General features: G+C 62.3%; 24 protein-coding genes. 7 read left to right on the forward strand and 17 right to left on the reverse strand.

Annotation, left to right across the window (positions count from 1 at the left end):
* Positions 1-18: 18 nt before the first annotated feature.
* Positions 19-1,167 carry a fumarylacetoacetate hydrolase family protein gene (locus C1A35_RS14095; protein WP_104664925.1) on the reverse strand — a complete coding sequence of 383 codons (1,149 nt, stop codon included), beginning with the start codon at positions 1,165-1,167 and terminating at the stop codon, positions 19-21.
* Positions 1,168-1,409: 242 nt separating this feature from the next.
* Here C1A35_RS14095 and C1A35_RS14100 point away from each other — a divergent pair, with 242 nt between their 5' ends.
* The gene (locus tag C1A35_RS14100; RefSeq protein WP_199772932.1) at positions 1,410-1,835 is read left to right on the forward strand and encodes a hypothetical protein; all 426 of its coding nucleotides are present in this window, start codon (positions 1,410-1,412) and stop codon (positions 1,833-1,835) included.
* 100 nt (positions 1,836-1,935) lie between these two features.
* Here the strand turns inward: C1A35_RS14100 and C1A35_RS14105 are convergent, their stop codons facing one another.
* Positions 1,936-2,553 carry a TetR/AcrR family transcriptional regulator gene (locus tag C1A35_RS14105; RefSeq protein ID WP_104664926.1) on the reverse strand — a complete coding sequence of 206 codons (618 nt, stop codon included), beginning with the start codon at positions 2,551-2,553 and terminating at the stop codon, positions 1,936-1,938.
* A gap of 72 nt (positions 2,554-2,625) precedes the next feature.
* On the opposite strand from C1A35_RS14105, the gene C1A35_RS14110 reads away from it, so the two are divergent.
* Positions 2,626-3,399: an SDR family NAD(P)-dependent oxidoreductase gene (locus tag C1A35_RS14110; RefSeq protein ID WP_104664927.1), complete on the forward strand. Its 774-nt coding sequence runs from the start codon at positions 2,626-2,628 to the stop codon at positions 3,397-3,399.
* A 74-nt stretch (positions 3,400-3,473) separates the two neighbouring features.
* Here C1A35_RS14110 and C1A35_RS14115 read toward each other — a convergent pair whose 3' ends face one another.
* From C1A35_RS14115 to C1A35_RS14125, 3 genes are all read right to left on the reverse strand, one after another.
* The gene (locus C1A35_RS14115) at positions 3,474-4,727 is read right to left on the reverse strand and encodes an NAD(P)/FAD-dependent oxidoreductase (RefSeq protein ID WP_104664928.1); all 1,254 of its coding nucleotides are present in this window, start codon (positions 4,725-4,727) and stop codon (positions 3,474-3,476) included.
* A 62-nt stretch (positions 4,728-4,789) separates the two neighbouring features.
* Complete coding sequence (locus tag C1A35_RS14120) at positions 4,790-5,293, reverse strand: TIGR00645 family protein (protein WP_104664929.1); 504 nt, start codon at positions 5,291-5,293, stop codon at positions 4,790-4,792.
* A gap of 156 nt (positions 5,294-5,449) precedes the next feature.
* Positions 5,450-5,614: a DUF1328 domain-containing protein gene (locus C1A35_RS14125; protein ID WP_034800864.1), complete on the reverse strand. Its 165-nt coding sequence runs from the start codon at positions 5,612-5,614 to the stop codon at positions 5,450-5,452.
* A gap of 227 nt (positions 5,615-5,841) precedes the next feature.
* Here C1A35_RS14125 and C1A35_RS14130 point away from each other — a divergent pair, with 227 nt between their 5' ends.
* Positions 5,842-6,036 (forward strand): hypothetical protein, encoded by a 195-nt coding sequence (locus tag C1A35_RS14130; protein WP_104664930.1) that lies wholly within the window; start codon positions 5,842-5,844, stop codon positions 6,034-6,036.
* A 103-nt stretch (positions 6,037-6,139) separates the two neighbouring features.
* On the opposite strand, the gene C1A35_RS14135 is transcribed toward C1A35_RS14130, so the two are convergent.
* On the reverse strand, positions 6,140-6,337 hold the full coding sequence (locus C1A35_RS14135) for a CsbD family protein (RefSeq protein WP_104664931.1): 198 nt from the start codon (positions 6,335-6,337) through the stop codon (positions 6,140-6,142).
* 47 nt (positions 6,338-6,384) lie between these two features.
* Positions 6,385-6,708, reverse strand: a complete 324-nt coding sequence (locus C1A35_RS14140) for a hypothetical protein (RefSeq protein WP_104664932.1) — start codon at positions 6,706-6,708, stop codon at positions 6,385-6,387.
* Between the two features lie 513 nt (positions 6,709-7,221).
* On the opposite strand from C1A35_RS14140, the gene C1A35_RS14145 reads away from it, so the two are divergent.
* Complete coding sequence (locus tag C1A35_RS14145) at positions 7,222-7,470, forward strand: glycine zipper domain-containing protein (protein ID WP_065775524.1); 249 nt, start codon at positions 7,222-7,224, stop codon at positions 7,468-7,470.
* A gap of 52 nt (positions 7,471-7,522) precedes the next feature.
* Here C1A35_RS14145 and C1A35_RS36720 read toward each other — a convergent pair whose 3' ends face one another.
* Positions 7,523-7,738 carry a NepR family anti-sigma factor gene (locus tag C1A35_RS36720; RefSeq protein ID WP_104664933.1) on the reverse strand — a complete coding sequence of 72 codons (216 nt, stop codon included), beginning with the start codon at positions 7,736-7,738 and terminating at the stop codon, positions 7,523-7,525.
* A gap of 187 nt (positions 7,739-7,925) precedes the next feature.
* Between C1A35_RS36720 and C1A35_RS14155 the strand changes: the two genes are divergently transcribed.
* Positions 7,926-8,723: a response regulator gene (locus C1A35_RS14155; RefSeq protein ID WP_104664934.1), complete on the forward strand. Its 798-nt coding sequence runs from the start codon at positions 7,926-7,928 to the stop codon at positions 8,721-8,723.
* Positions 8,724-8,741: 18 nt separating this feature from the next.
* Here the strand turns inward: C1A35_RS14155 and C1A35_RS14160 are convergent, their stop codons facing one another.
* From C1A35_RS14160 to C1A35_RS14190, 8 genes are all read right to left on the reverse strand, one after another.
* Positions 8,742-9,872 carry an AI-2E family transporter gene (locus C1A35_RS14160; protein WP_440271525.1) on the reverse strand — a complete coding sequence of 377 codons (1,131 nt, stop codon included), beginning with the start codon at positions 9,870-9,872 and terminating at the stop codon, positions 8,742-8,744.
* 137 nt (positions 9,873-10,009) lie between these two features.
* Positions 10,010-10,180, reverse strand: coding sequence for a hypothetical protein (locus C1A35_RS36380; RefSeq protein ID WP_199772933.1), 171 nt, complete (start codon positions 10,178-10,180; stop codon positions 10,010-10,012).
* Positions 10,181-10,355: 175 nt separating this feature from the next.
* Positions 10,356-10,703, reverse strand: coding sequence for a RidA family protein (locus tag C1A35_RS14165; RefSeq protein WP_060516475.1), 348 nt, complete (start codon positions 10,701-10,703; stop codon positions 10,356-10,358).
* A gap of 179 nt (positions 10,704-10,882) precedes the next feature.
* Positions 10,883-11,713 (reverse strand): ABC transporter ATP-binding protein, encoded by an 831-nt coding sequence (locus C1A35_RS14170; protein WP_104664935.1) that lies wholly within the window; start codon positions 11,711-11,713, stop codon positions 10,883-10,885.
* Positions 11,710-12,552, reverse strand: a complete 843-nt coding sequence (locus C1A35_RS14175) for an ABC transporter ATP-binding protein (RefSeq protein ID WP_104664936.1) — start codon at positions 12,550-12,552, stop codon at positions 11,710-11,712. The genes C1A35_RS14170 and C1A35_RS14175 overlap by 4 nt, the downstream gene beginning before the upstream one ends.
* A gap of 2 nt (positions 12,553-12,554) precedes the next feature.
* Positions 12,555-13,463, reverse strand: a complete 909-nt coding sequence (locus tag C1A35_RS14180; RefSeq protein ID WP_104664937.1) for an ABC transporter permease subunit — start codon at positions 13,461-13,463, stop codon at positions 12,555-12,557.
* 10 nt (positions 13,464-13,473) lie between these two features.
* Entirely contained in the window at positions 13,474-14,478 is a 1,005-nt protein-coding gene (locus tag C1A35_RS14185; protein ID WP_104664938.1) for an ABC transporter permease subunit, read from the reverse strand.
* A 204-nt stretch (positions 14,479-14,682) separates the two neighbouring features.
* Positions 14,683-16,278 carry an ABC transporter substrate-binding protein gene (locus tag C1A35_RS14190; RefSeq protein ID WP_104664939.1) on the reverse strand — a complete coding sequence of 532 codons (1,596 nt, stop codon included), beginning with the start codon at positions 16,276-16,278 and terminating at the stop codon, positions 14,683-14,685.
* Between the two features lie 648 nt (positions 16,279-16,926).
* Between C1A35_RS14190 and C1A35_RS14195 the strand changes: the two genes are divergently transcribed.
* Positions 16,927-17,640, forward strand: a complete 714-nt coding sequence (locus C1A35_RS14195; RefSeq protein WP_158665073.1) for a helix-turn-helix transcriptional regulator — start codon at positions 16,927-16,929, stop codon at positions 17,638-17,640.
* 79 nt (positions 17,641-17,719) lie between these two features.
* Entirely contained in the window at positions 17,720-18,109 is a 390-nt protein-coding gene (locus tag C1A35_RS14200) for a response regulator (RefSeq protein ID WP_104664941.1), read from the forward strand.
* Positions 18,110-18,171: 62 nt separating this feature from the next.
* Here the strand turns inward: C1A35_RS14200 and rirA are convergent, their stop codons facing one another.
* A complete protein-coding gene (rirA, locus tag C1A35_RS14205; RefSeq protein WP_034801384.1) occupies positions 18,172-18,636 on the reverse strand; it encodes an iron-responsive transcriptional regulator RirA in 465 nt (154 codons plus the stop codon).
* Between the last annotated feature and the right edge of the window lie 88 nt (positions 18,637-18,724).

The following is an 18,724-nucleotide window of genomic DNA, read 5'->3' on the forward strand; positions in this document are numbered from 1 at the left end:
ACTTTTGCGCGGCATGCTCTACAGCAGCCCCCGCCCCGCCAGATTGCGCATCAGCGCCGCCGTGCCAAAACTCCAGGGTGCACATTCCGTCGAGAGCCTGACGGTGTTGGTCAGCGAGCCGAGTTCGGCATTGGCGATCGTCACCTCGTCGCCGAGCTTGTGGGAGAAGCCCTGGCCGGGTTCGTCGCGGTCCTCGACGGGCGCAAAGAGCGTGCCCATGAACAGCATCAGGCCGTCGGGATATTGATGGTGCCGGCCGATCGTCTGGGCGACGAGATCGAGCGGGTCGCGGCTGATTTCGGCCATCGAACTGCGGCCGGCCAGCCGGTAGCCGTCCTCGCCCTCGACCAAGAGGCTGAGCTCGGCCCGACGAACATCGTCGATCGTGTAGCTCTCGTCGAAGAGCCGGATGAAGGGGCCGATGGCGCAGGAGGCGTTGTTGTCCTTGGCCTTGCCGAGAAGCAGCGCCGAGCGCCCCTCGATGTCGCGCAGGTTGACGTCGTTGCCGAGGGTGGCGCCTTTTGCCTGGCCGCCGGACGAAACTGCAAGCACGATCTCCGGCTCCGGATTGTTCCAGCGCGAAGCCGGGTGCAGGCCGACATCGGCGCCCGTGCCAACCGCCGAAAGCGCCTGCGCCTTGGTGAAGACTTCGGCGTCCGGGCCGATGCCGACTTCCAGATACTGCGACCAGACGCCCTCTTCGACGAGCGCGGCCTTGACGCGGGCTGCTTCCGGCGAGCCGGGCTTCAGGTTGCGGAGGCTGTCGCCGATGACGTCGATGACACGGGCGCGAATTGCTTCGGCGCGCGACGCATCGCCCGCCGCCCGCTCCTCGATCACCCGCTCGATCATGGAGCGGGCGAAGGTCACGCCGCAGGCTTTCACCGCCTGGAGATCGCAGGGCGCTATCAGATGGACACGCGCCGGGTCCGCCTCTTGCGCAAGGATCTCCTCAAGCGGAAGGAGACGTTCACCCGGTGCAGCGAGGGCATGATGGACCGGATCAGACAGTTCGAGGAGGTCGCGCATGGTCGGCGTCGCCCTGGAAGTGATGTCATAGAGCGCGCCATCACGCAGCACGACAAGCGACGGCCCCGCCACATCCGGCCGCCAGACGCGGCCAACAAAGGTGCCTATGCGAAATGCCGGATCCGTCATGACGTTCATCCTCCCGTGCGCACCTATTTGTTGCAGTGGAAGGCGGGGGCTGTAAAGCCGGCGGCGGCACGCGGGCTTCCCCTGGGTTGCAGCGGCCGGAACATTGCAAATCCTCATACGTTTATGCCTATGCCACGCGCCCTCCGGGCGCCCTTGTCGCTTCCAATCGCGACGGCGCGAAATCCGGTGCCTCGACTGCCGGGAAGGTTCAGGAGCAGTCGCATTGAGGCGAGGAGGACGCCAGGAAAAGGATGAACGCAATGAACCAGCACGAAGAGTTCAAGGAAAAGCCGGTGATCGATCCGGTGACCGGGCAGCCTATGCCGCAGACACAAACGCAGATGAGCGACGTTCCGCCGCCGGCCCGCTCCGGGCGCAGCAACTGGCCGATCGTCATCATTCTGCTCGCCGGCCTGGTGCTGGCTCTGATCGCCTGGCTGCCGGCCGAACTCAGCCGCGACACCGCCGACACGGCAGCCCCGCCGGCGACCACCGACCAGCCTGCGACCGACACGACGGGCCAGGCCACGCCGCCCGCCGATACGGGCACGGCTCCCGCCGGTGGGGCCACGACCCAGCCGGCACCCGAAACGACACCGCAGGCTCCCGAGACGCAGGGTTCCGCCCCGAATTCCACTCCGGGCACGACCCCCGGCATGACGCAGCCCGCGCAGTAAACGGAACCGGCGTCATTCTCGTAGGCCGGAGGCTTTGCTCCGGCCTTCCCATCGCGGCAGCAGGCGAACAACGTCGGTTGGTTCCGTCGAAAGCCGCCGGTCAGTGCGGCCGTGCGATCGCGGCGATCATCGCATCCCAGCCAGCTGCGGCGCAGTCGGCGATCGCGAGCAGGGTTTCGCGCGTAGCGCCGTCGCGCGCCCCTATCGACATGCCGTGCTGCAGAGAGGCGACGTAGGCGGCGATCGCCGCACAATCGACGCCGGCAGGCAGGTCGCCTTCGTCGGCCGCGCGCTCGAAACGCCGCTCCAGCGCTGCCTGCTTCTCCAGCCGACGCAGCTTCAAGGCATCGCAAACTTCCGGATCCCCGCCGGCCATCTGCGGTGCCGACAGGACCACCATGCAGCCTCTCGGCGCGCCACGGCGGGTAAAATTCTCGGCCGTGCGCCGCAAAAGGTCGTGCACCGCCGCCTTTGCGGTCGGAACGGTCTCAAGCTCATCCCAGATACCGGCGCCGTCGGTGCGACCGTAGAGGTCCACCGCCTCGATGAAGAGCTGCGCCTTGCTGCCGAAGGCCGCGTAGAGGCTCGGCGGGTTCAGCCCCATGACCCGGGTGAGGTCGGAGAGCGAAGTGTTGTCATAACCCTTGTCCCAGAAGAGCTGCATGGCGCTCGCAAGCGCCTCGTCCCTGGAGAAGTTGCGTGGCCGCCCGCGGCTCATCGTGGTCGATCCTTTTTGTATCGATCAATACATAAATCGCTTGACAGCAGGTAGCAAGTCGTTTCTCCATATATGTATCGATCACTACAAATATGGAGAAACCCAGTGACGAACTTGAAGGACAAGGTGGCCCTGGTGACGGGCGGCAGCCGCGGCATCGGCGCAGCGATCGCAAAGCGGCTGGCGGCCGACGGCGCGACGGTGGCGCTGACCTACAGCCAGTCGAAAGAAAAGGCCGAGGCACTGGTTACGCAAATCAAGAGGGATGGCGGCAGCGCGCTGGCGATAAAGGCGGACAACCGCGATCCGGGAGCGATCGAGGCCGCCGTCAAGACCGTCGCGGAGAAACACGGCCGCATCGACATCCTCGTCAACAATGCCGGCGTTTTCGACGCCGGAACGGTGAGCGAAGTGACTGCTGACGATTTCGACCGGACGATCGACGTCAACGTGAAGGCAGTGTTCCTGGCGACCCGGGCGGCAGCCGCGCACATGCCGGAGGGCGGACGCGTGATCTCGATCGGCAGCAATCTCGCCGCCCGCGTGCCCTGGCCGGGCATGAGCCTCTACGTGCTGAGCAAGAGCGCCTTGATCGGTTTCACCAAGGCGGTGGCGCGTGACCTCGGGCCAAAAGGCATCACCGTCAACATCGTTCACCCGGGCTCCACGGACACGGACATGAACCCGGCCAATGGCGAACACGCCGGCCCGCAGCGCGGACTGATGGCGATCCCGCGCTTCAACGAGGCAAGCGATGTGGCAGGCGTCGTCGCCTGGCTGGCGGGTCCTGACGGGCGCAGCGTCACCGGCGCCGAATTCACGATCGACAGCGGCACCAACGCCTGAACCGGCAGAGAACAAGGCCGGAAACGCAGCTTCCGACCTTGTTTTTCCATCGTGATGCGATGGCTCCGACCTCGTTAAGCCAGAAAGCGCTCCGGCCGATAGGGCGCGATATCGATGACCGTCTTTTCTCCGGTCATGGCTTCCGCCAGCGCCCGGCCGGTCACCGGCCCGAGCGTCATGCCATGGTGCGCGTGGCCGAAGGCAAACCACAGGCCCTCGTGACGCGGCGCCTTGCCGATAAGCGGCATCATGTCCGGCGTGCAGGGGCGCGCGCCCATCCACGGCTCTTCGTCGCGGCGTTCGGCAAGCGGGAAGAATTCGCGCGCCACCCGCTCGGCCCGTGTCAGTTGTACGGGCGTCTTCGGCGCGTCGCGCCACGCAAATTCCGCACCGGTCGTCAAGCGGATGCCACGCAACATCGGCGCCAGGAAATAGCCCTTCTCGGCATCGAGCACCCAGTTGTTGAGCTGCGCGCCCTCCTGCATGCCGTAGTGCATATGGTAGCCGCGCTTGACCGCAAGCGGGAAATGATAGCCGAGCTTGCGGGTAACGGTGTCGGCCCAGGGGCCGAGCGCCACGACCACTTCGCGGGTCTCCAGCGGCCCCTCCGGCGTGGCGACGCGCCAGCCGGGGCCTTCGAGAACGTGCTCCGTCGTCGCCGCATCGCCGGAAACGAGCCGGCCGCCCAGCGACTGGAAGTAGGCGAGATAGGCCTTGTTGAGGCTGTGGGGATCGCGGATCGACCAGGGATCGCTCCAGCGCAGGCCGCCGACGAGGTCCGCCTTGATCGACGGCTCCAGCGTTTTGAGTTCACTCGTCGAAAGCTTCTGGTGATTGACGCCGAAGCCGGCCGAAAGCTTTTCCGCGTCCTTGTAGGCAGCGTCGCGCTCCTTCTCGGTGCGGAATACTTTCGTCCAGCCATCCTTGCGGATGAGGTCACCGGCGCCGGAGGCCTCGATGAGGTCCTGGTGCTCACTGATCGAATGCTCGATCAGCGGCGCATAGAGTTGGGCGATGCGCCGGTGCTGGGTAAAACCGGAGTGCCACCAGTAGCGCGCGAGGAACGGCACCAGGCCCGGAAGGGCGCGGAAATGGTAGTGGGCGTCGATGGTGTTGTTGAGCGCGTAGCGGAAGAGCGCGCCGAAATCATGCGGGAAACCATAGGGAAAGACGCCTTCGCGCTGGATCAGGCCGGCGTTGCCGTAGGAGGTTTCCTCGCCGGCGCCGCGACGATCGAGCAGCACCACCGATTTGCCGCGCCGGGCAAGATGGATGGCGGTGGAAATGCCGACGATGCCGGCGCCAAGAACCACTACGTCAGTCTTCATCCGCGGTGCCCCGTTGTTCGATCAAGACAAGCCGCGGCCCTGCCTGAACCGCGGCGAAAGCATCATTTCTTCTTCAGCGCATTCATGATCTGCTCGAGATAGCCGAGCAGCACGGCCGAGACGACAAAGGCAAGATGTATGATCGTCGCCCACATCAACTGCTCGCTTGAATATTGCTGCGCATTCAGGAAGATCTGCAGCAGGTGGATCGAGGAAATGGCCACGATCGACGACGCAACCTTGATCTTCAGGCTGCCCGAATCGAGCTTGCCGAGGAACGAAACCTCCGCGTCGCCTTCGTCGAAGCGGCTGACGAAGTTCTCGTAACCGGAAATCATCACCATCACGATCAGGCTGGCGACCAGCGCTGCGTCGATCAGGCCGAGCATCGCCAGGATCATCTGGGCATCGTCGTAGACGAAGACCATGCCGGCGATCTTCAGCAGCTTGAACGCGAACGAGATGCCGTAGAGGGCAAGGGCCGCGACGAGGCCAAGGTAGAAGATGACGAGGAGCCAGCGGCTGGACAGGATGATCCGCTCGACGAGCAGTTCCAGCGATTTCATGATGTTCGGTACCCCAGGGCAAAAGGACAATTGGGCATCAATAACCAAGCGGGCCTCCGAGGGCAAGCAAGTCAACCCCGCCACCAAACACGCCAAGGGCGGCTTCGACGCCGCCCCACTTTCCTATCTTTCGTATCAGTTCATCGCCAAATCTGGTCAGCCGCGACGCACCAGACCGGCGACGAGCGAAATCACCAGGAAGACCAGGAACAGGAAGAAGAGGATCTGCGCGATGCCCGCGGACGTGCCGGCAATCCCCCCGAACCCAAGTACACCCGCTATGATTGCCACAACGAGGAAGACAAGCGCGTAGTATAGCATAGCAATTCTCCTTGCCTAAATCACTGCAATACAAACGCCAGAACTTTCACTTTGTTCCAGTTATCGATCAAATTCCGCAACGCAGAATTCCAGAGCTCCACTCGACATTAATATTCTGTTTACGATGAAAGACGAAAGAGTCCCAAATCGGCACGGTTTGCACCGGAAATGCCCGGAACCTTCGCAATACTCCGACGTTCTCCATCCATGGAACACGCAGGGTCGAAATGAAGATGCCGACAGCATATATCTGGAAAACGGCGATCGAAGCCGGACGGGAGCGGACGCATCTCTCCGATAGAAACCTTCATATCGGGAAGACGATGCGCGACCTATACACCGACGGAGAAGTACAAAGCACCAAGCTCCAGTCTTTGCTGGAAGAGCTTCGCAAGCGCGAAGCGGCGGCAAAGAAGAAGTAAGCGCAATGCGCGTTGTAGACAAAAGCCGCGGGCACATGCCACGCGGCTTTTGTCTTCGTATCGCCGTTCAGGAAGGAAGAGCTGCCTTCCTTCCCGGCGCTGTCTAGCGACGGGACATCCAGTCTTCGATCTGCCGCTCCGCTTCATCGCGCGCAACGCCATATCGTGCCTGGATCCGACCGGCGAGTTCCTCCCTGCGACCGTCGATGACGTCGAGATCGTCATTGGTCAGCTTGCCCCATTGCGTCTGCACCTTGCCCTTCAGTTCGTGCCATTTGCCTTCAACAATGTCCCAGTTCATTTCTCTATCCTTTCTGTTGATGCAGTCGCTGAGCGCAACCGGTGAAATCACTTGCGAGCCTTCGCCCCGCTGTCGTGGCGCGCAGCAACGGTGTAGCTGCCATCATCGACCTTGACCTCGACCCTCAACCGGCCCGGCGCCGTCACCCGCCACTCGATGGTCGCGTCTTCCACGAACAGGGCCGGGTCGACTTCCGCACAGGCGCCATAGGCATGCTTGAAGGTCTCAGCCGTCGCCTCGATCGCGGGCGAGAGCAGTTCACGGCATTCGTCTACGGTTTCGAAAGCCACAGTCGGCGCCGGCACTTCGCGGCAGGCCTCTGTCGTCTGCATGCAGCCGACCAGGACCATGATGGCGGCAATGTGTTCCATTCGCATGCTCCTTTTCAGTCAAACTCCAACTGCAAACGGCAATGCGTGATCTGCGGTTCCGCGAACGGGTGCGAAATATTTCCGGGAACCTTGGTGCCCACTTGCGCGTTTGCGCTGCCACCTCCGACTAGAAGTCCGTCGGGAAGCTGCGTTCGTCGAAAGCGTCTTGCGGGCATCCACAACGCACAACCGCCACGGCCACGAAACGCCGACCGCTCAGGCGATGGAACAAAAACGTCCCGTTGTCGTTTTCGCAACGATAACAAGCGCTGCGACCGCGGCCGAGCGACGGAGGAGAGACTGGCCAGGCAAGGAAACACCACAAGGGCTCGTTCAGTGCGAGCGCTGAAACGCCGGTTAAGGCAACCATCGAAGATCGATCAGGATCGCGCGACATCGAGCAAGGGCTATGCCTCATTGTCGTCATTCTGTTCGTGACCAGTCGCGGGCAAATCGATTTCACCGAAAATTGATTCTCAGTTCAACAAAGCAACCCTCGGATAGGAACGCGTCATGAAGAAGATACTTATCGTAGCAAGCCTGATCCTCCCCCTCGCCGCTTGTACGCAAACGGAGAAGGGCGCAGCGATCGGCGCAACCGGCGGCGCCATCATCGGCGGCGCCGCTACGGGCAATGTCCGTGGCGCGGCCGTGGGCGCAGCCATCGGCGGTGTCGCCGGCGCCCTCATCGGCAACGCCAACGAGCCGGGCCGCTGCATCTATCGCGACCGCTACGGCCGCCGCTACGAAGCCGCCTGCTGATCGGCCTATCCTATGAAGAAACGGGCAGCTGCCCGTTTCTTCCCGCTTCCCCTCAGAGCGGACCGCGCCCCTTCGACGGGCCTTCGGCCGCAGCTTCCGCTTGATCCAGTTTTTCAAGAAGATCGAGAAAGAGTTCCGGAACGGGCTCCTGCTCCAGCGACCGGTAGAGCGCCTTCAAGCTGGCGCCGATCGAACAGCCGAGATCGAGCGTTTCGGCAGGGTCCCCGTGCTGCTTGCCCGCCTCGCCGCGCTTTTCTTCCTCGCCCATGCCGCCTTCCCCTACCCTCGGTCGTTCACGGCTTTACATGCCGCAAGCCCTGTCGCCGACATACCGTTTCGAACATGCCCCCATTTGCTCTAAGCCGAAAAACGTGTTCAAAACATCCATCTATTCCGCCACATACCCCCTATCCTCAGAAATCAAACGAATCGCATTGCACGTAAGGAAGTCGTTGATGTCACTTTCGACCCGGATTGCGCCCCACCTGCCCTTTCTGCGCCGTTACGCGCGGGCCGTCACAGGCTCGCAGGCCGCAGGCGACGGTTATGTGGCCGCTGTTCTCGAGGCCCTGATCGAGGATATCAGCCTGTTTCCAGAGGCCTCGAACGACCGCATCAGCCTCTACAAGCTGTTCTGCTCGCAGTTCGAGAAGATCTCGATCGACCGCGGCGAAAACGCCTCGCCGTTCGCATGGGAGCAGCAGGCAGCGGCCAATCTGTCGCTGATTGCGCCGGCTCCGCGCCAGGCCTTTCTGCTCGTCTCGGTCGAGGGGTTCTCGATCGCCGATGCGGCAGAGGTCATGGACCAGAGTCAGGCCGAGTTTTCGAAGCTGCTGACGCTCGCATCGGAGGACATTTCGCGCCAGGTCGCAACGGACGTCCTGATCATCGAGGACGAGCCGCTGATCGCGCTCGATATCGAGGACATGGTGACCAGCCTCGGCCACCGCGTCACCGGGATCGCCCGCACCCACGGCGAGGCGCTCGATCTCTACCGCAAGACCTCTCCGAAGATGGTTCTGGCCGACATCCAGCTTGCCGATGGCAGCTCGGGCATCGACGCCGTCAACGAGATCCTCACGCAGGCCGCGGTGCCGGTGATCTTCATCACCGCCTTCCCGGAGCGGCTCCTGACCGGCAAGCGGCCGGAGCCGGCCTTCCTCGTGACCAAGCCCTTCAACCCGGACATGGTGAAGGCGCTGATCAGCCAGGCGCTGTTTTTCGACGAGCACGCACGCTCTGCCCGGCGCTAGGCCGGGCAACACATCCCCTTATCCGGGCAACTGACGTTCAGGCGGCTGGTCGCTGATTTCCTCGACGATGGCGAGGACGATGAGAGAGAGCGGCAGCGCCAGCATGGCGCCGACCGCCCCCCACATCCAGGTCCAGAACACGATCGCCAGGAAGATCAAGAACGGGTTCACCTCGAGCTCGTTGCCGAGGATGGCCGGAATGGCAAGGTTCTCCATCGCAAGGTGAACGACAAAGAAGGCCACCGCCGGCGCCAACGCCAACCACAGCACCTCATGCGTCATCAGCCCAGCCACCAGCAGGCTCAGCGTCATCGCCGTCACGCCGAGATAGGGAATGAAGCTGGAGACGAAAGCGAACAGGCCCCACAGCGGCGCCATGCCCAAGCCCCCGACAAAAGCGATCACCGTCGTCACCAGGCCGAGCGAGAAATAGATCACGCTGGCGATCGAGAAGTATCGCGCCAACGCATCCTCGATGCCGTTCATGATGCGAATGGCGCTGAGCCGCCGCTCGCGGCTGGCAAAGGCAAGGATGACCGCCTTGCGAAGTTGCAACCGTCCGAGCAGAAACAAGCCGAGTGCTGCGAGGAAGATCAGGGTCTGCACCAAAGCGGGCGTCAACCCGGCGGCGGTGGCGGCAAGCATCGGTCCGGCATTCTTCATGACGGTATCGGCAATCGCGTCGTTGCCGACGCTGCGGGCGACGGCCAGACGCAGCCACTCGAACCGGTCAATGAACGGCATCACCCGCGCCACCACGCTTTCGGCAAGCTTCGGCGCCTCGGAGGCGAGCGCCGTCAACGGGCCCAGGAGCGCGTTGACCAGCCACGAGAGGCCGGTGACGAAAATGATCGCCAGCAGCAGCCCCCCGAAAATCGGCGGCAGGCCATAACGCGCCAGTCCGTCAGCCGTTCGGCCGAGCACGACGCCGACGACGATCGCAAGCGTGATCGGCAGGAGGATCGTTTCCAGGGCGTAGATGGCCGCGCATGCGGCAATGGCAAAGAGGCCGATGATGCTCCAGGCGACCATGAGGTCGATGCCGTCGCGCCGCGGTGCGGTCGATGGCGCCGCCGTTGCGACCGCCGCCTCCTCCTCGACGATCCGCCTTGCGCGCTTGCGCTGCTGGGCGGCACCGGCCCGCCTCAGCGTATCGGCGATCATGCCCCGCTTCCCTTCGGAAAGGGCCGTGCGCGTTTGGTCCATATTTCCCTTCAGCACGTCAGGCCGTCCTGCCGTCTGCTCCGGCCCGGTTTGCGGCGCATCGCGTGAATGATCATGCACGGTCAATGGTGTTCCGGCGGGAAGACGTGCAGGGTCAGCGACAACAGGCCGAGACCCAGGATGATGACGAGCAAGGTATGGGCGACACCTGCGGCGGTGTAGGGAACAAGACCGAAGCCGATCACGATTCCCGCTAGAAGAAGGACGCACACCCGGGGCAGCCAGTAAAGCATAACAGTCCTCCCAATCGTGGCGGCCGGTTTTGGCCAGTTTCTTTGGATCGGACAATTAACGGCCCAAGCGCCGTTTGGTTCCGCGCAGGGAAGTGGAACACGAAACGAAAACGCCGCCGGACGACCAGGTCCGGCGGCGCAGAAAGCAGATGGCGGGAAACCCGTGGCGCCAGCCTTAGGCGGCAGCGGCGACGACGATGACCTCGACGAGGTATTCCGGGGTTGCGAGCTTGGCTTCGCCGGTGGCGCGAGCCGGGGTATGGCCCTGCGGAGCCCAGGCGTCCCAGACCGAGTTCATCTTCGGGAAGTCAGCCATGTCGGCGAGCCAGATGGTGGCCGAGAGGATGCGGGTCTTGTCGGTGCCGGCGAGCGCCAGAAGACGGTCGACTTCGGCAAGCGCCTGCTTCGTCTGCGTTACGACATCGTCGCCGGCATTGCCGACCTGGCCGGCAAGGTAGACGGTGTTGTTGTAGACCACGGCCTGGCTCATACGGGGGCCGGTTTCGAAACGCTTGATTTCCATGAACGTGTTCCTGAGGTTGGGCCGAACGGTCGTCCGGCCGAAAAGCGGCTGCCCGCCGCCCAGAGGCGAGAAAAGAAGGCGGCGCGACACCTCTACACCATCACGTCTCCGAGTCAAAGAAGCCGGGCATTGACTGCCCGGCTTCTCCCGTTTCTTCAGCAAAAATCAGCGGTGGCGGATCAGGCCGCCTGCTTCTTCTTCGCCAGGCGCGCCTTGATGCTCTCGACATCCGCGCGCGGCGTCGCCGCAAACAGCGTCTTGGTGTAGCTGTGCTTCGGATCGGCAAAGACCTCGTCGCGGCTGCCGTATTCGACGGCCTCGCCGAAGTACATCACCATGACGTCGTCGGCGATGTAGCGCACGACCGAGAGGTCGTGGCTGATGAAGACGTAGGTGAGCTTCAGCTCGTCCTGCAGGTCAGCCAGCAGGTTCAACACCTGTGCCTGGACCGAAAGGTCGAGCGCCGAGACCGGCTCGTCCAGCACCAGGAGCTTCGGGTTCAGCATCAGTGCGCGCGCAATGGCGATACGCTGGCGCTGGCCGCCCGAGAACATGTGCGGATAACGATTGAAGTGCAGCTCGGTGAGACCGACCTTCTTCAGCATCGTCATCGCCCGGTCGCGACGTTCGTCGGCCGGGGTGTCGGTGTTGATGACCAACGGTTCCATCAGGATGTCGCCGATCTTCTGGCGCGGGTTGAGCGAGCCATAGGGGTTCTGGAAGACGATCTGCACCTTGCGGCGCATCTCGGGCGTCATGTCGCCCTTGGCGATGTCGATCTTCTTGCCCTCGATCAGCAGTTCGCCGGAGGTCGCCGGATCGATCAGGGTGAGGATGCGGCCAAGCGTGGACTTGCCGCAGCCGCTTTCGCCGACGATCGCCAGCGTCTTGCCCTGTTCGACGGAAAAGCTCACGCCCTTCAGCGCGTGAACCGTCTTTGCCTTCTTCAGAAGGCCGCCGGGGATATGGTAGTCGCGCACCAGATTGCGCGCTTCGAGGATCACGCTCATTGGGCCGCTCCTTCGTCGACGAAGAGTTCGGAAATCGTCGGCAGACGGTCACCGGTTGCGTTGTCGGGAAGCGCCGCCAGAAGCGCGCGCGTGTAGTTGCTCTTCGGATTTTCGAAGAGCGTCAGCACGTCGGCTTCCTCCATCTTGCGGCCCTTGTACTGCACGACCACGCGGTCGGCGGTTTCCGCAACCACGCCCATGTTGTGCGTGATCATGATCAGGCCCATCCTGTGTTCGGCCTGCAGCTTCATCAACAGGTCGAGGATCTGCTTCTGGATGGTCACGTCGAGCGCGGTGGTCGGCTCGTCGGCAATCAGAAGCTTCGGATTGCAGGCGATCGCGATCGCGATCATCACGCGCTGGCACTGGCCGCCCGACATCTGGTGCGGGTAGTGGCCGAGACGCTCGGCCGGGTCGGGGATGCCAACCGCTTCGAACAGTTCGATCGCGCGCTTGCGACGCGCGGCCTTGTCGAGGCCCATATGCACACGCAGCACTTCCTCGATCTGGAAGCCGACGGTGAAGCACGGGTTGAGGCTGGCGATCGGCTCCTGGAAGATCATGGCAATGTCCTTGCCGACGATCTTGCGCCGCTCGTTGGCCGACATGCCGAGCAGGTCGCGGCCGTTGAAGGTGAGCTTGTCGGCCGTCACCTTTGCCGTCCAGGGCAGAAGCCCCATGGCGGCCAGCATCGACACGGACTTGCCCGAGCCGCTTTCGCCGACGATCGCGAGCACTTCGCCTTCATGCACCTTCATCGACACGCCGTTGACGGCGCGGAAGGGACCGGAGGCCGTCTGGAATTCGACGACCAGGTTTTCGATTTCGAGAAGCGCCATGATCAGGACCTCTTCAGCTTGGGATCGAGCGCATCGCGCAGGCCGTCACCCATCAGGTTGATCGCCAGCACCGTGATCAGGATCGCGATACCCGGCAGCGTGACGATCCACCAGTGGCTGTTGATGAACTCGCGGGCTTCGGCGAGCATCGTGCCCCATTCCGGTGTCGGCGGCTGGGCGCCCATGCCGAGGAAGCCGAGGGCGGCAGCGTCGAGGATGGCGCTCGAGAAGGAGAGCGTCGCCTGGACGATGAGCGGCGCCATGCAGTTGGGCAGGATCGTTTTAAACATCAGACGACCATGCCCGGCACCGGACACCTTGGCTGCAACCACATAGTCACGAGTCTTTTCGCTCATGACGGCGGCACGCGTCAGGCGCACGAAATGCGGCTGGAAGACGAGCGCGATCGCGATCATGGCGTTGACGAGGCCCGGACCGAGAACGGCCACGAGCACGAGGGCGAGCAGCAGCGACGGGAAGGCAAGGATGATGTCCATCACGCGCATGATGACGGTATCGACCCAGCCGCGGAAATAGCCGGCGATGACGCCGAGCGCGATGCCGCCGACGAGCGACAGCGTGGTGACGATGACGCCGACGAACAGCGAGAAGCGCGTGCCGTAGATCAGGCGCGACAGCATATCGCGGCCGACCGGATCGGTGCCGAGCAGGAATTCGGCACGACCGCCCTCCTGCCAGACCGGCGGAACCTTGACCGCGTCACGATACTGCATGACGGGATCGTGCGGCGCGATCCACGGCGCGAAGATCGCGAGCAGAACGAGGAACAGGAAGAACACGAGGCCGATGACGGCACCGCGGTTCTCGGAGAAGTAATACCAGAACTCGGCCAGTCGCGCCCGGCGGGACGGATCGGTCGAAACGGCGTTTGTTGCAGCAGCTTGAGACATAACGCCCTCCTTAGTGCCGGATGCGCGGATTGATGAGACCGTAGAGCAGGTCGACGATCAGGTTGACCAGCATGATCACCGCAGCGATGACCAGGAGGCCGCCCTGGATGACGGCGTAGTCGCGACGCGACACCGAATCCACCATCCACTTGCCGATACCCGGCCAGGAGAAGATCGTTTCGGTCAGGATCGCACCGGCGAGCATGACGCCCACCTGCAGGCCGATCGTCGTGACAACCGGAATCATCGCATTGCGCAGCGCATGGACGCCGACGACCCGGAAGGTCGAAAGGCCCTTGGCGCGCGCCGTGCGCACGTAATCTTCGGAGAGAACTTCAAGCATCGCCGAGCGCGTCTGGCGCGCGATGACCGCGAGCGGAATGGTCCCGAGCACGATCGTCGGCAGGATCAGGTGGCTGACCGCCGACTTGAAGGCGCCGGCCTGACCCGACAGCAGCGAGTCGATCAGCATGAAACCAGTGACCGGCGGGAAGAAGTACATCAGCGAGATGCGACCCGAGACCGGCGTCCACTGCAGCGTGCCGGAAACCAGCATGATCAGCAGCAGGCCCCACCAGAAGATCGGCATGGAGAAGCCGACGAGGGCGGTTCCCATCATGGCCTGGTCGACGGCCGAACCGCGCTTGATCGCCGCGATCACGCCGGCGGGAATGCCGAGGATGACCGCAAACAGGATCGCGCAGAGCGAAAGCTCGACGGTTGCCGGGAACAGTTCGAAGAACTGGTCGATCACCGGCTTCTTGGTCACGATCGACGTGCCGAAGTCACCGTGGAGCACGCCCCAGAGATAATCGAGGTACTGGACCACGATCGGCCGGTCGAAACCGAGTGCGTGTGAAATTTCCGCATGTCGCTCCGGCGACATGACGCGCTCGCCCGAAAGCAGCGCAACCGGATCGCCCGGAAGCAGGCGAATGAAGGAGAAGGCGATGATGGAGACGCCGACGAACGTCGGTATCAGGACAGCCAATCGCCCCAAGAGAAATCGGAACATTTTAAACCCCGCGCCATGTTGCCGCGGCATTGTATCCCGCCGCTGGCACCACTGCATGCTTTCCCACTTGTCGGCGAAGCATACAGCAAGTCGAAATGCCACAGCGACCTTTTGCGCTCCAGCCGGAACTCAGGGTCGCTATAGTGGATGCAAAGAGGGGCGCTTGCCCTTGGCAAACGCCCCCTTAAGGATCAGTTAACTAAATTACTCGGTGATGTCCACGCCGTCGAAGGCAAAATCGCCAAGCGGGCTCTGTACGAAGCCCTCGACGTTCTTGCGCATCGGCACGACCGAGAGCGAGTGGTCGATCGTCGCCCACGGCGCTTCGCGCTTGAAGACGACCTGAGCTTCTTCGTAGAGCTTGGTGCGCTCTGCCGGATCGGAGGTCTCCTTCGCCTTCTTCACGAGGGCGTCGAATTCCTGGTTGCACCACTGTGCACGGTTGTTGCCGCCGACAGCGTTGCAGCCGAGAAGCGTGTCGAGGAAGTTGTCCGGGTCGCCGTTGTCACCGGTCCAGCCGAGGATGACGGCACCGTCACGATCCTTGGCCTTGGACTTGTCGAGGTACTCGGCCCACTCGTAGGACACGATCTCGACCTTGACGCCGATCTTGGCGAAGTCCGACTGCATCAGTTCAGCTGCACGGCGGGCGTTCAGCATGTACGGACGCGACACCGGCATCGCCCAGAGCTTCATCGACAGGTCCTTGACGCCTGCGTCCTCGAGCATCTTCTTGGCGACTTCCGGCTCGTAGGTGTCGTCTTCGATCTTGTCGTTGTAGGACCACATCGTCGGCGGGATCGGGTTGACGGCCGGCTGGGCAGCACCCTGGAAGACGGCGTCGACGATTGCCTGCTTGTTGATCGCCTTGTTCAGCGCCTTGCGGACTTCCGGCTTGTCGAACGGAGCCTGGGTCGTGTTGTAGGCGAGGTAGGAAACGTTGAGGCCGGCCTGTTCCATAACCTTCAGGTTCGGATCAGCCTTCATCTTTTCAACGTCGGCAGCGTTCGGGAACGGCATCAGGTGGCATTCGCCAGCCTGGAGCTTCTGGAAGCGAACCGAAGCATCAGACGTGATCGCGAAGACGAGGTCGTCGATCTTCTGCTTGCCGCCCCAGTAGTCCGGGTTTGCCTTGTAGCGGATGACGGCGTCCTGCTGGTAGGCGACGAAAGCGAACGGACCGGTGCCGAGCGGCATCTGGTTCATCTGCACCATCTTGCCGTCAGCCTGCAGCTTGTCGGCATATTCCTTCGACAGGATCGAAGCGAACGGCATCGCGATGTTGGCGAGGAACGGAGCTTCCTTGCGCGTCAGGGTGAACTTGACGGTCAGGTCGTCAACCTTCTCGACCGACTTGATGACTTCCGGGAAGCCCATGCCGGCTGCGTATTCCCACGAAGCGCCAGCGATGTACTTGTTCCACGGGTTGTCGGCCTTCAGCTGACGCTCATAGGAGAACACCACGTCGTCGGCGTTGAAGTCACGGCTCGGCGTGAAGAACTCGGTGGTCTGGAACTTGACGCCCGGACGCAGCTTGAAGGTGTACTCGAGACCGTCGTCGGAGATCGTCCAGCTCTCGGCCAGGCCCGGCTCAACCTCGGTCGTGCCCTTCTTGAACTCGAGCAGGCGGTTGTAGACCGTGTGCGCAGCCGCGTCGAAGGTCGTGCCGGCGGTGTACAGGCCCGGGTCAAAACCCTCTGGCGAACCTTCCGAGCAATAAACGAACGTCTTCGACCAGGCGGAGCCGGCCATCAGCGTGGCAAGCGCCGTCGCTGCAAACAGAGTAGTGAGCTTTTTCATGAGCTTTGCTTCCCAGATTTGTTTTTGTTCTCGTGTTTTCCTGACGCGGAATGCCGTTGCCCCCCGGTCAAGGCCGGATGGAACGACATTTGGCGTCGCATTGCAATAAGTCGCCGCAGAAATTTGTCTATGCGAAAAATTCGTCCGCAGGTAGAGCCAGGATATTCGTCCACTGTTTTAGAATCGACTGACAAATCGATGCGGCGCGACACCCTTGAACCAAGGCTTCCCGGCCGCTTGCGCAGGGATTGCAGCGCGCCCTGCCCGCGCCTTGATCCACGCAGTTTCGACCCGGGCGCCTGCCCTTATTATCGCGCGAATGCCCGTCTGGAGAAAGACGCGATCATTGGCCGCGTGACCGCGCGATTCGATTTCGACAGGTTTCCGTCAATCCCAAGATACTATGGTAGAAATCCCGAACAGGATTGTGCAATAAAATGTATACAAAACTCGGGGGAGACATACGACGTGCCCAGTCGTCCTTGGGAGGGACCGGCAGCCGCCTTTTGCAGCTTTCAGTCGTTCGGTGAAATTGCCGAGGGACGGGCATGACACTGCCTGTCAGCAATACCGGCGATGCAGTTTGCCGATTGATCGCTGCGGCTGGCGCGATAAACTGCCGCACGACGATAAGGGGATAGCCATTCCGTGGCGGCTTTGCTGGAAAATCACAGGCGATACGACCTTCGCGACGAGCTAGAGAAAGCGCTGAACCGCGTCGATTTCTTCCGCATTTTTCATACCCTGGCGCTCCGGTTCGGCTTCAGCCATTTCGGCATTCTGCAGCTCGGCAACGAGAACGACGCCTGCATGCTGTCCACCCGCCTGGTGCTGCACGACCTCCCCTCGGGGCTCGCGGAAGAATACGACAAGCGCCACCGCTTCGGCGACTCCGTGTTCTACAAGACCCTGCACCGGTCGGCGATTTCATCCGTCTGGCGGGCTGACGATCCCGGCTGCGACGCCAACCAGAACCTGCTGGTGCAACTCGGCTTCGAACTGCTTGTCAGCGTACCGGTGCATGCGGCCTCGACAGGCGCTCGCTATGCCGTGCTCTTTCTCGGAGACGGGGAGGATATCGCCCGGGCAGAGCATGTGGCGCTTGCCTATGACGCGATTGCCGCCTTCGACTATTTCTATCGCATCGCGCTCGCCAACAAGGCCGGGATGGGACTGACGCCGCGCGAAACCGAAATCCTCAAATGGATCTCGCACGGCAAGACCGCAAGCGAGATCGCGCTCATCGTTTCGGTATCGGAGCACACGGTGAACTCGCACACCGCAACGATCCTGAAGAAGCTCGACGTCGTCAATCGCACCCAGATGGTGGCAAAGGCGATCCGGGAACAAATCATCCAATGAAAGCCGACATGCGGGCCTTGTTTTTCAGCATCGCCCGACCAACGAACGGGACACCCGCCATCAGCAAGGGTATTCGGTCATGACGCGAAAAGCACACATCCTGCTTGTTGACGACGACCCGGCAGAAAACCTAATCCTGCGCGCGCTCATCCGCAAGGTGAGCAACATCGATATCGAGCTGCACTACTGCCAGACGATGGACGACGCGCTTGCATTCCTGCGTTCGGGCAAGCCGGTATCGATGATACTCCTCGACAACCGTCTGCAGCCGCAACTGGATTTCCGCGAAACGGTGCCGGCACTGCGGCACCAGGGCTACATCGGGCCCATCGGCGTGATCTCGGCTTCGCTCGCCGATGCCTATTTTCAGAATCTGGAGGAGTACGGCGCCGATTTCCGCATCGACAAGGCCGAAATCGACGCCACGGCAATCGACTTCATAGTGCGGGAATATCTGCCTCAGGAGTAACACCCGGCGGCACTGCTGCCGCCAGGCCCGGCCGCGCGATCTGGCGGCAAAGGCCGGGAACGTCAGGCAGCCGACGTCTGCGGACGCTTCGTTTCTTCAAGGCCGAGCAGAAAGTTGATCTGCGGGCGCGCCTTGACGAGATCGTCGATCGTGTAGCCCTGCAGCACTTCGAAGAAAGCATTCAGCGCCTTGCGCAGCGCCGAATTCAGGCCGCAGCTATCGACGAGCGGGCATTCGATCTCACCGGCTTCGAAGCATTCCGCCATGGCGAAACTGTCTTCGGTTACCTTGACGACGTCGAACAGCGTGATCGCCGAGGCGGGCTTGGGCAGACGCACGCCGCCGTTGCGGCCTCGCACCGTTTCGACGAGGCCAGCCTTGGTCAGCGGCTGCAAGATCTTGAAGAGAAACAACTCGGAAACGCCATAAGCCCTGGCGATTTCGGGGATGCGGCTGAGCTTTTCTCCGTTGGCAGCGCAGTACATCAACATGCGAACCGCGTAGTTCGTTTGCTTCGTCAGGCGCATCATTCACTCCGGCATTCGAGAGGTTCACGAGTTCTTCATATAGGACGGATCGTAGTTTGGAACAATTCCAAAAAGCTTGAAAAATCAC

The sequence above is a fragment of the Ensifer adhaerens genome (assembly GCF_002940685.1).
GTDB classification, from domain to species: domain Bacteria; phylum Pseudomonadota; class Alphaproteobacteria; order Rhizobiales; family Rhizobiaceae; genus Ensifer; species Ensifer adhaerens_E.

Bases quoted from the DNA above. Each gene is read 5' to 3' on its own strand.
- C1A35_RS14140 (WP_104664932.1), bottom strand. From the start codon at position 6,708: ATGGAACACATTGCCGCCATCATGGTCCTGGTCGGCTGCATGCAGACG.
- C1A35_RS14130 (WP_104664930.1), top strand. From the start codon at position 5,842: ATGAAGATGCCGACAGCATATATCTGGAAAACGGCGATCGAAGCCGGA.
- C1A35_RS14165 (WP_060516475.1), bottom strand. From the start codon at position 10,703: ATGGAAATCAAGCGTTTCGAAACCGGCCCCCGTATGAGCCAGGCCGTG.
- C1A35_RS14125 (WP_034800864.1), bottom strand. From the start codon at position 5,614: ATGCTATACTACGCGCTTGTCTTCCTCGTTGTGGCAATCATAGCGGGT.
- C1A35_RS14110 (WP_104664927.1), top strand. From the start codon at position 2,626: ATGTATCGATCACTACAAATATGGAGAAACCCAGTGACGAACTTGAAG.
- C1A35_RS14175 (WP_104664936.1), bottom strand. From the start codon at position 12,552: ATGGCGCTTCTCGAAATCGAAAACCTGGTCGTCGAATTCCAGACGGCC.
- C1A35_RS36720 (WP_104664933.1), bottom strand. From the start codon at position 7,738: ATGGGCGAGGAAGAAAAGCGCGGCGAGGCGGGCAAGCAGCACGGGGAC.
- C1A35_RS14145 (WP_065775524.1), top strand. From the start codon at position 7,222: ATGAAGAAGATACTTATCGTAGCAAGCCTGATCCTCCCCCTCGCCGCT.
- C1A35_RS14190 (WP_104664939.1), bottom strand. From the start codon at position 16,278: ATGAAAAAGCTCACTACTCTGTTTGCAGCGACGGCGCTTGCCACGCTG.
- C1A35_RS14180 (WP_104664937.1), bottom strand. From the start codon at position 13,463: ATGTCTCAAGCTGCTGCAACAAACGCCGTTTCGACCGATCCGTCCCGC.
- C1A35_RS14135 (WP_104664931.1), bottom strand. From the start codon at position 6,337: ATGAACTGGGACATTGTTGAAGGCAAATGGCACGAACTGAAGGGCAAG.
- C1A35_RS14170 (WP_104664935.1), bottom strand. From the start codon at position 11,713: ATGAGCGTGATCCTCGAAGCGCGCAATCTGGTGCGCGACTACCATATC.
- C1A35_RS14120 (WP_104664929.1), bottom strand. From the start codon at position 5,293: ATGAAATCGCTGGAACTGCTCGTCGAGCGGATCATCCTGTCCAGCCGC.
- C1A35_RS14100 (WP_199772932.1), top strand. From the start codon at position 1,410: ATGAACGCAATGAACCAGCACGAAGAGTTCAAGGAAAAGCCGGTGATC.
- C1A35_RS14095 (WP_104664925.1), bottom strand. From the start codon at position 1,167: ATGAACGTCATGACGGATCCGGCATTTCGCATAGGCACCTTTGTTGGC.
- C1A35_RS14185 (WP_104664938.1), bottom strand. From the start codon at position 14,478: ATGTTCCGATTTCTCTTGGGGCGATTGGCTGTCCTGATACCGACGTTC.
- C1A35_RS14105 (WP_104664926.1), bottom strand. From the start codon at position 2,553: ATGAGCCGCGGGCGGCCACGCAACTTCTCCAGGGACGAGGCGCTTGCG.
- C1A35_RS14155 (WP_104664934.1), top strand. From the start codon at position 7,926: ATGTCACTTTCGACCCGGATTGCGCCCCACCTGCCCTTTCTGCGCCGT.
- C1A35_RS14115 (WP_104664928.1), bottom strand. From the start codon at position 4,727: ATGAAGACTGACGTAGTGGTTCTTGGCGCCGGCATCGTCGGCATTTCC.
- C1A35_RS14200 (WP_104664941.1), top strand. From the start codon at position 17,720: ATGACGCGAAAAGCACACATCCTGCTTGTTGACGACGACCCGGCAGAA.
- C1A35_RS36380 (WP_199772933.1), bottom strand. From the start codon at position 10,180: ATGCTTTACTGGCTGCCCCGGGTGTGCGTCCTTCTTCTAGCGGGAATC.
- rirA (WP_034801384.1), bottom strand. From the start codon at position 18,636: ATGCGCCTGACGAAGCAAACGAACTACGCGGTTCGCATGTTGATGTAC.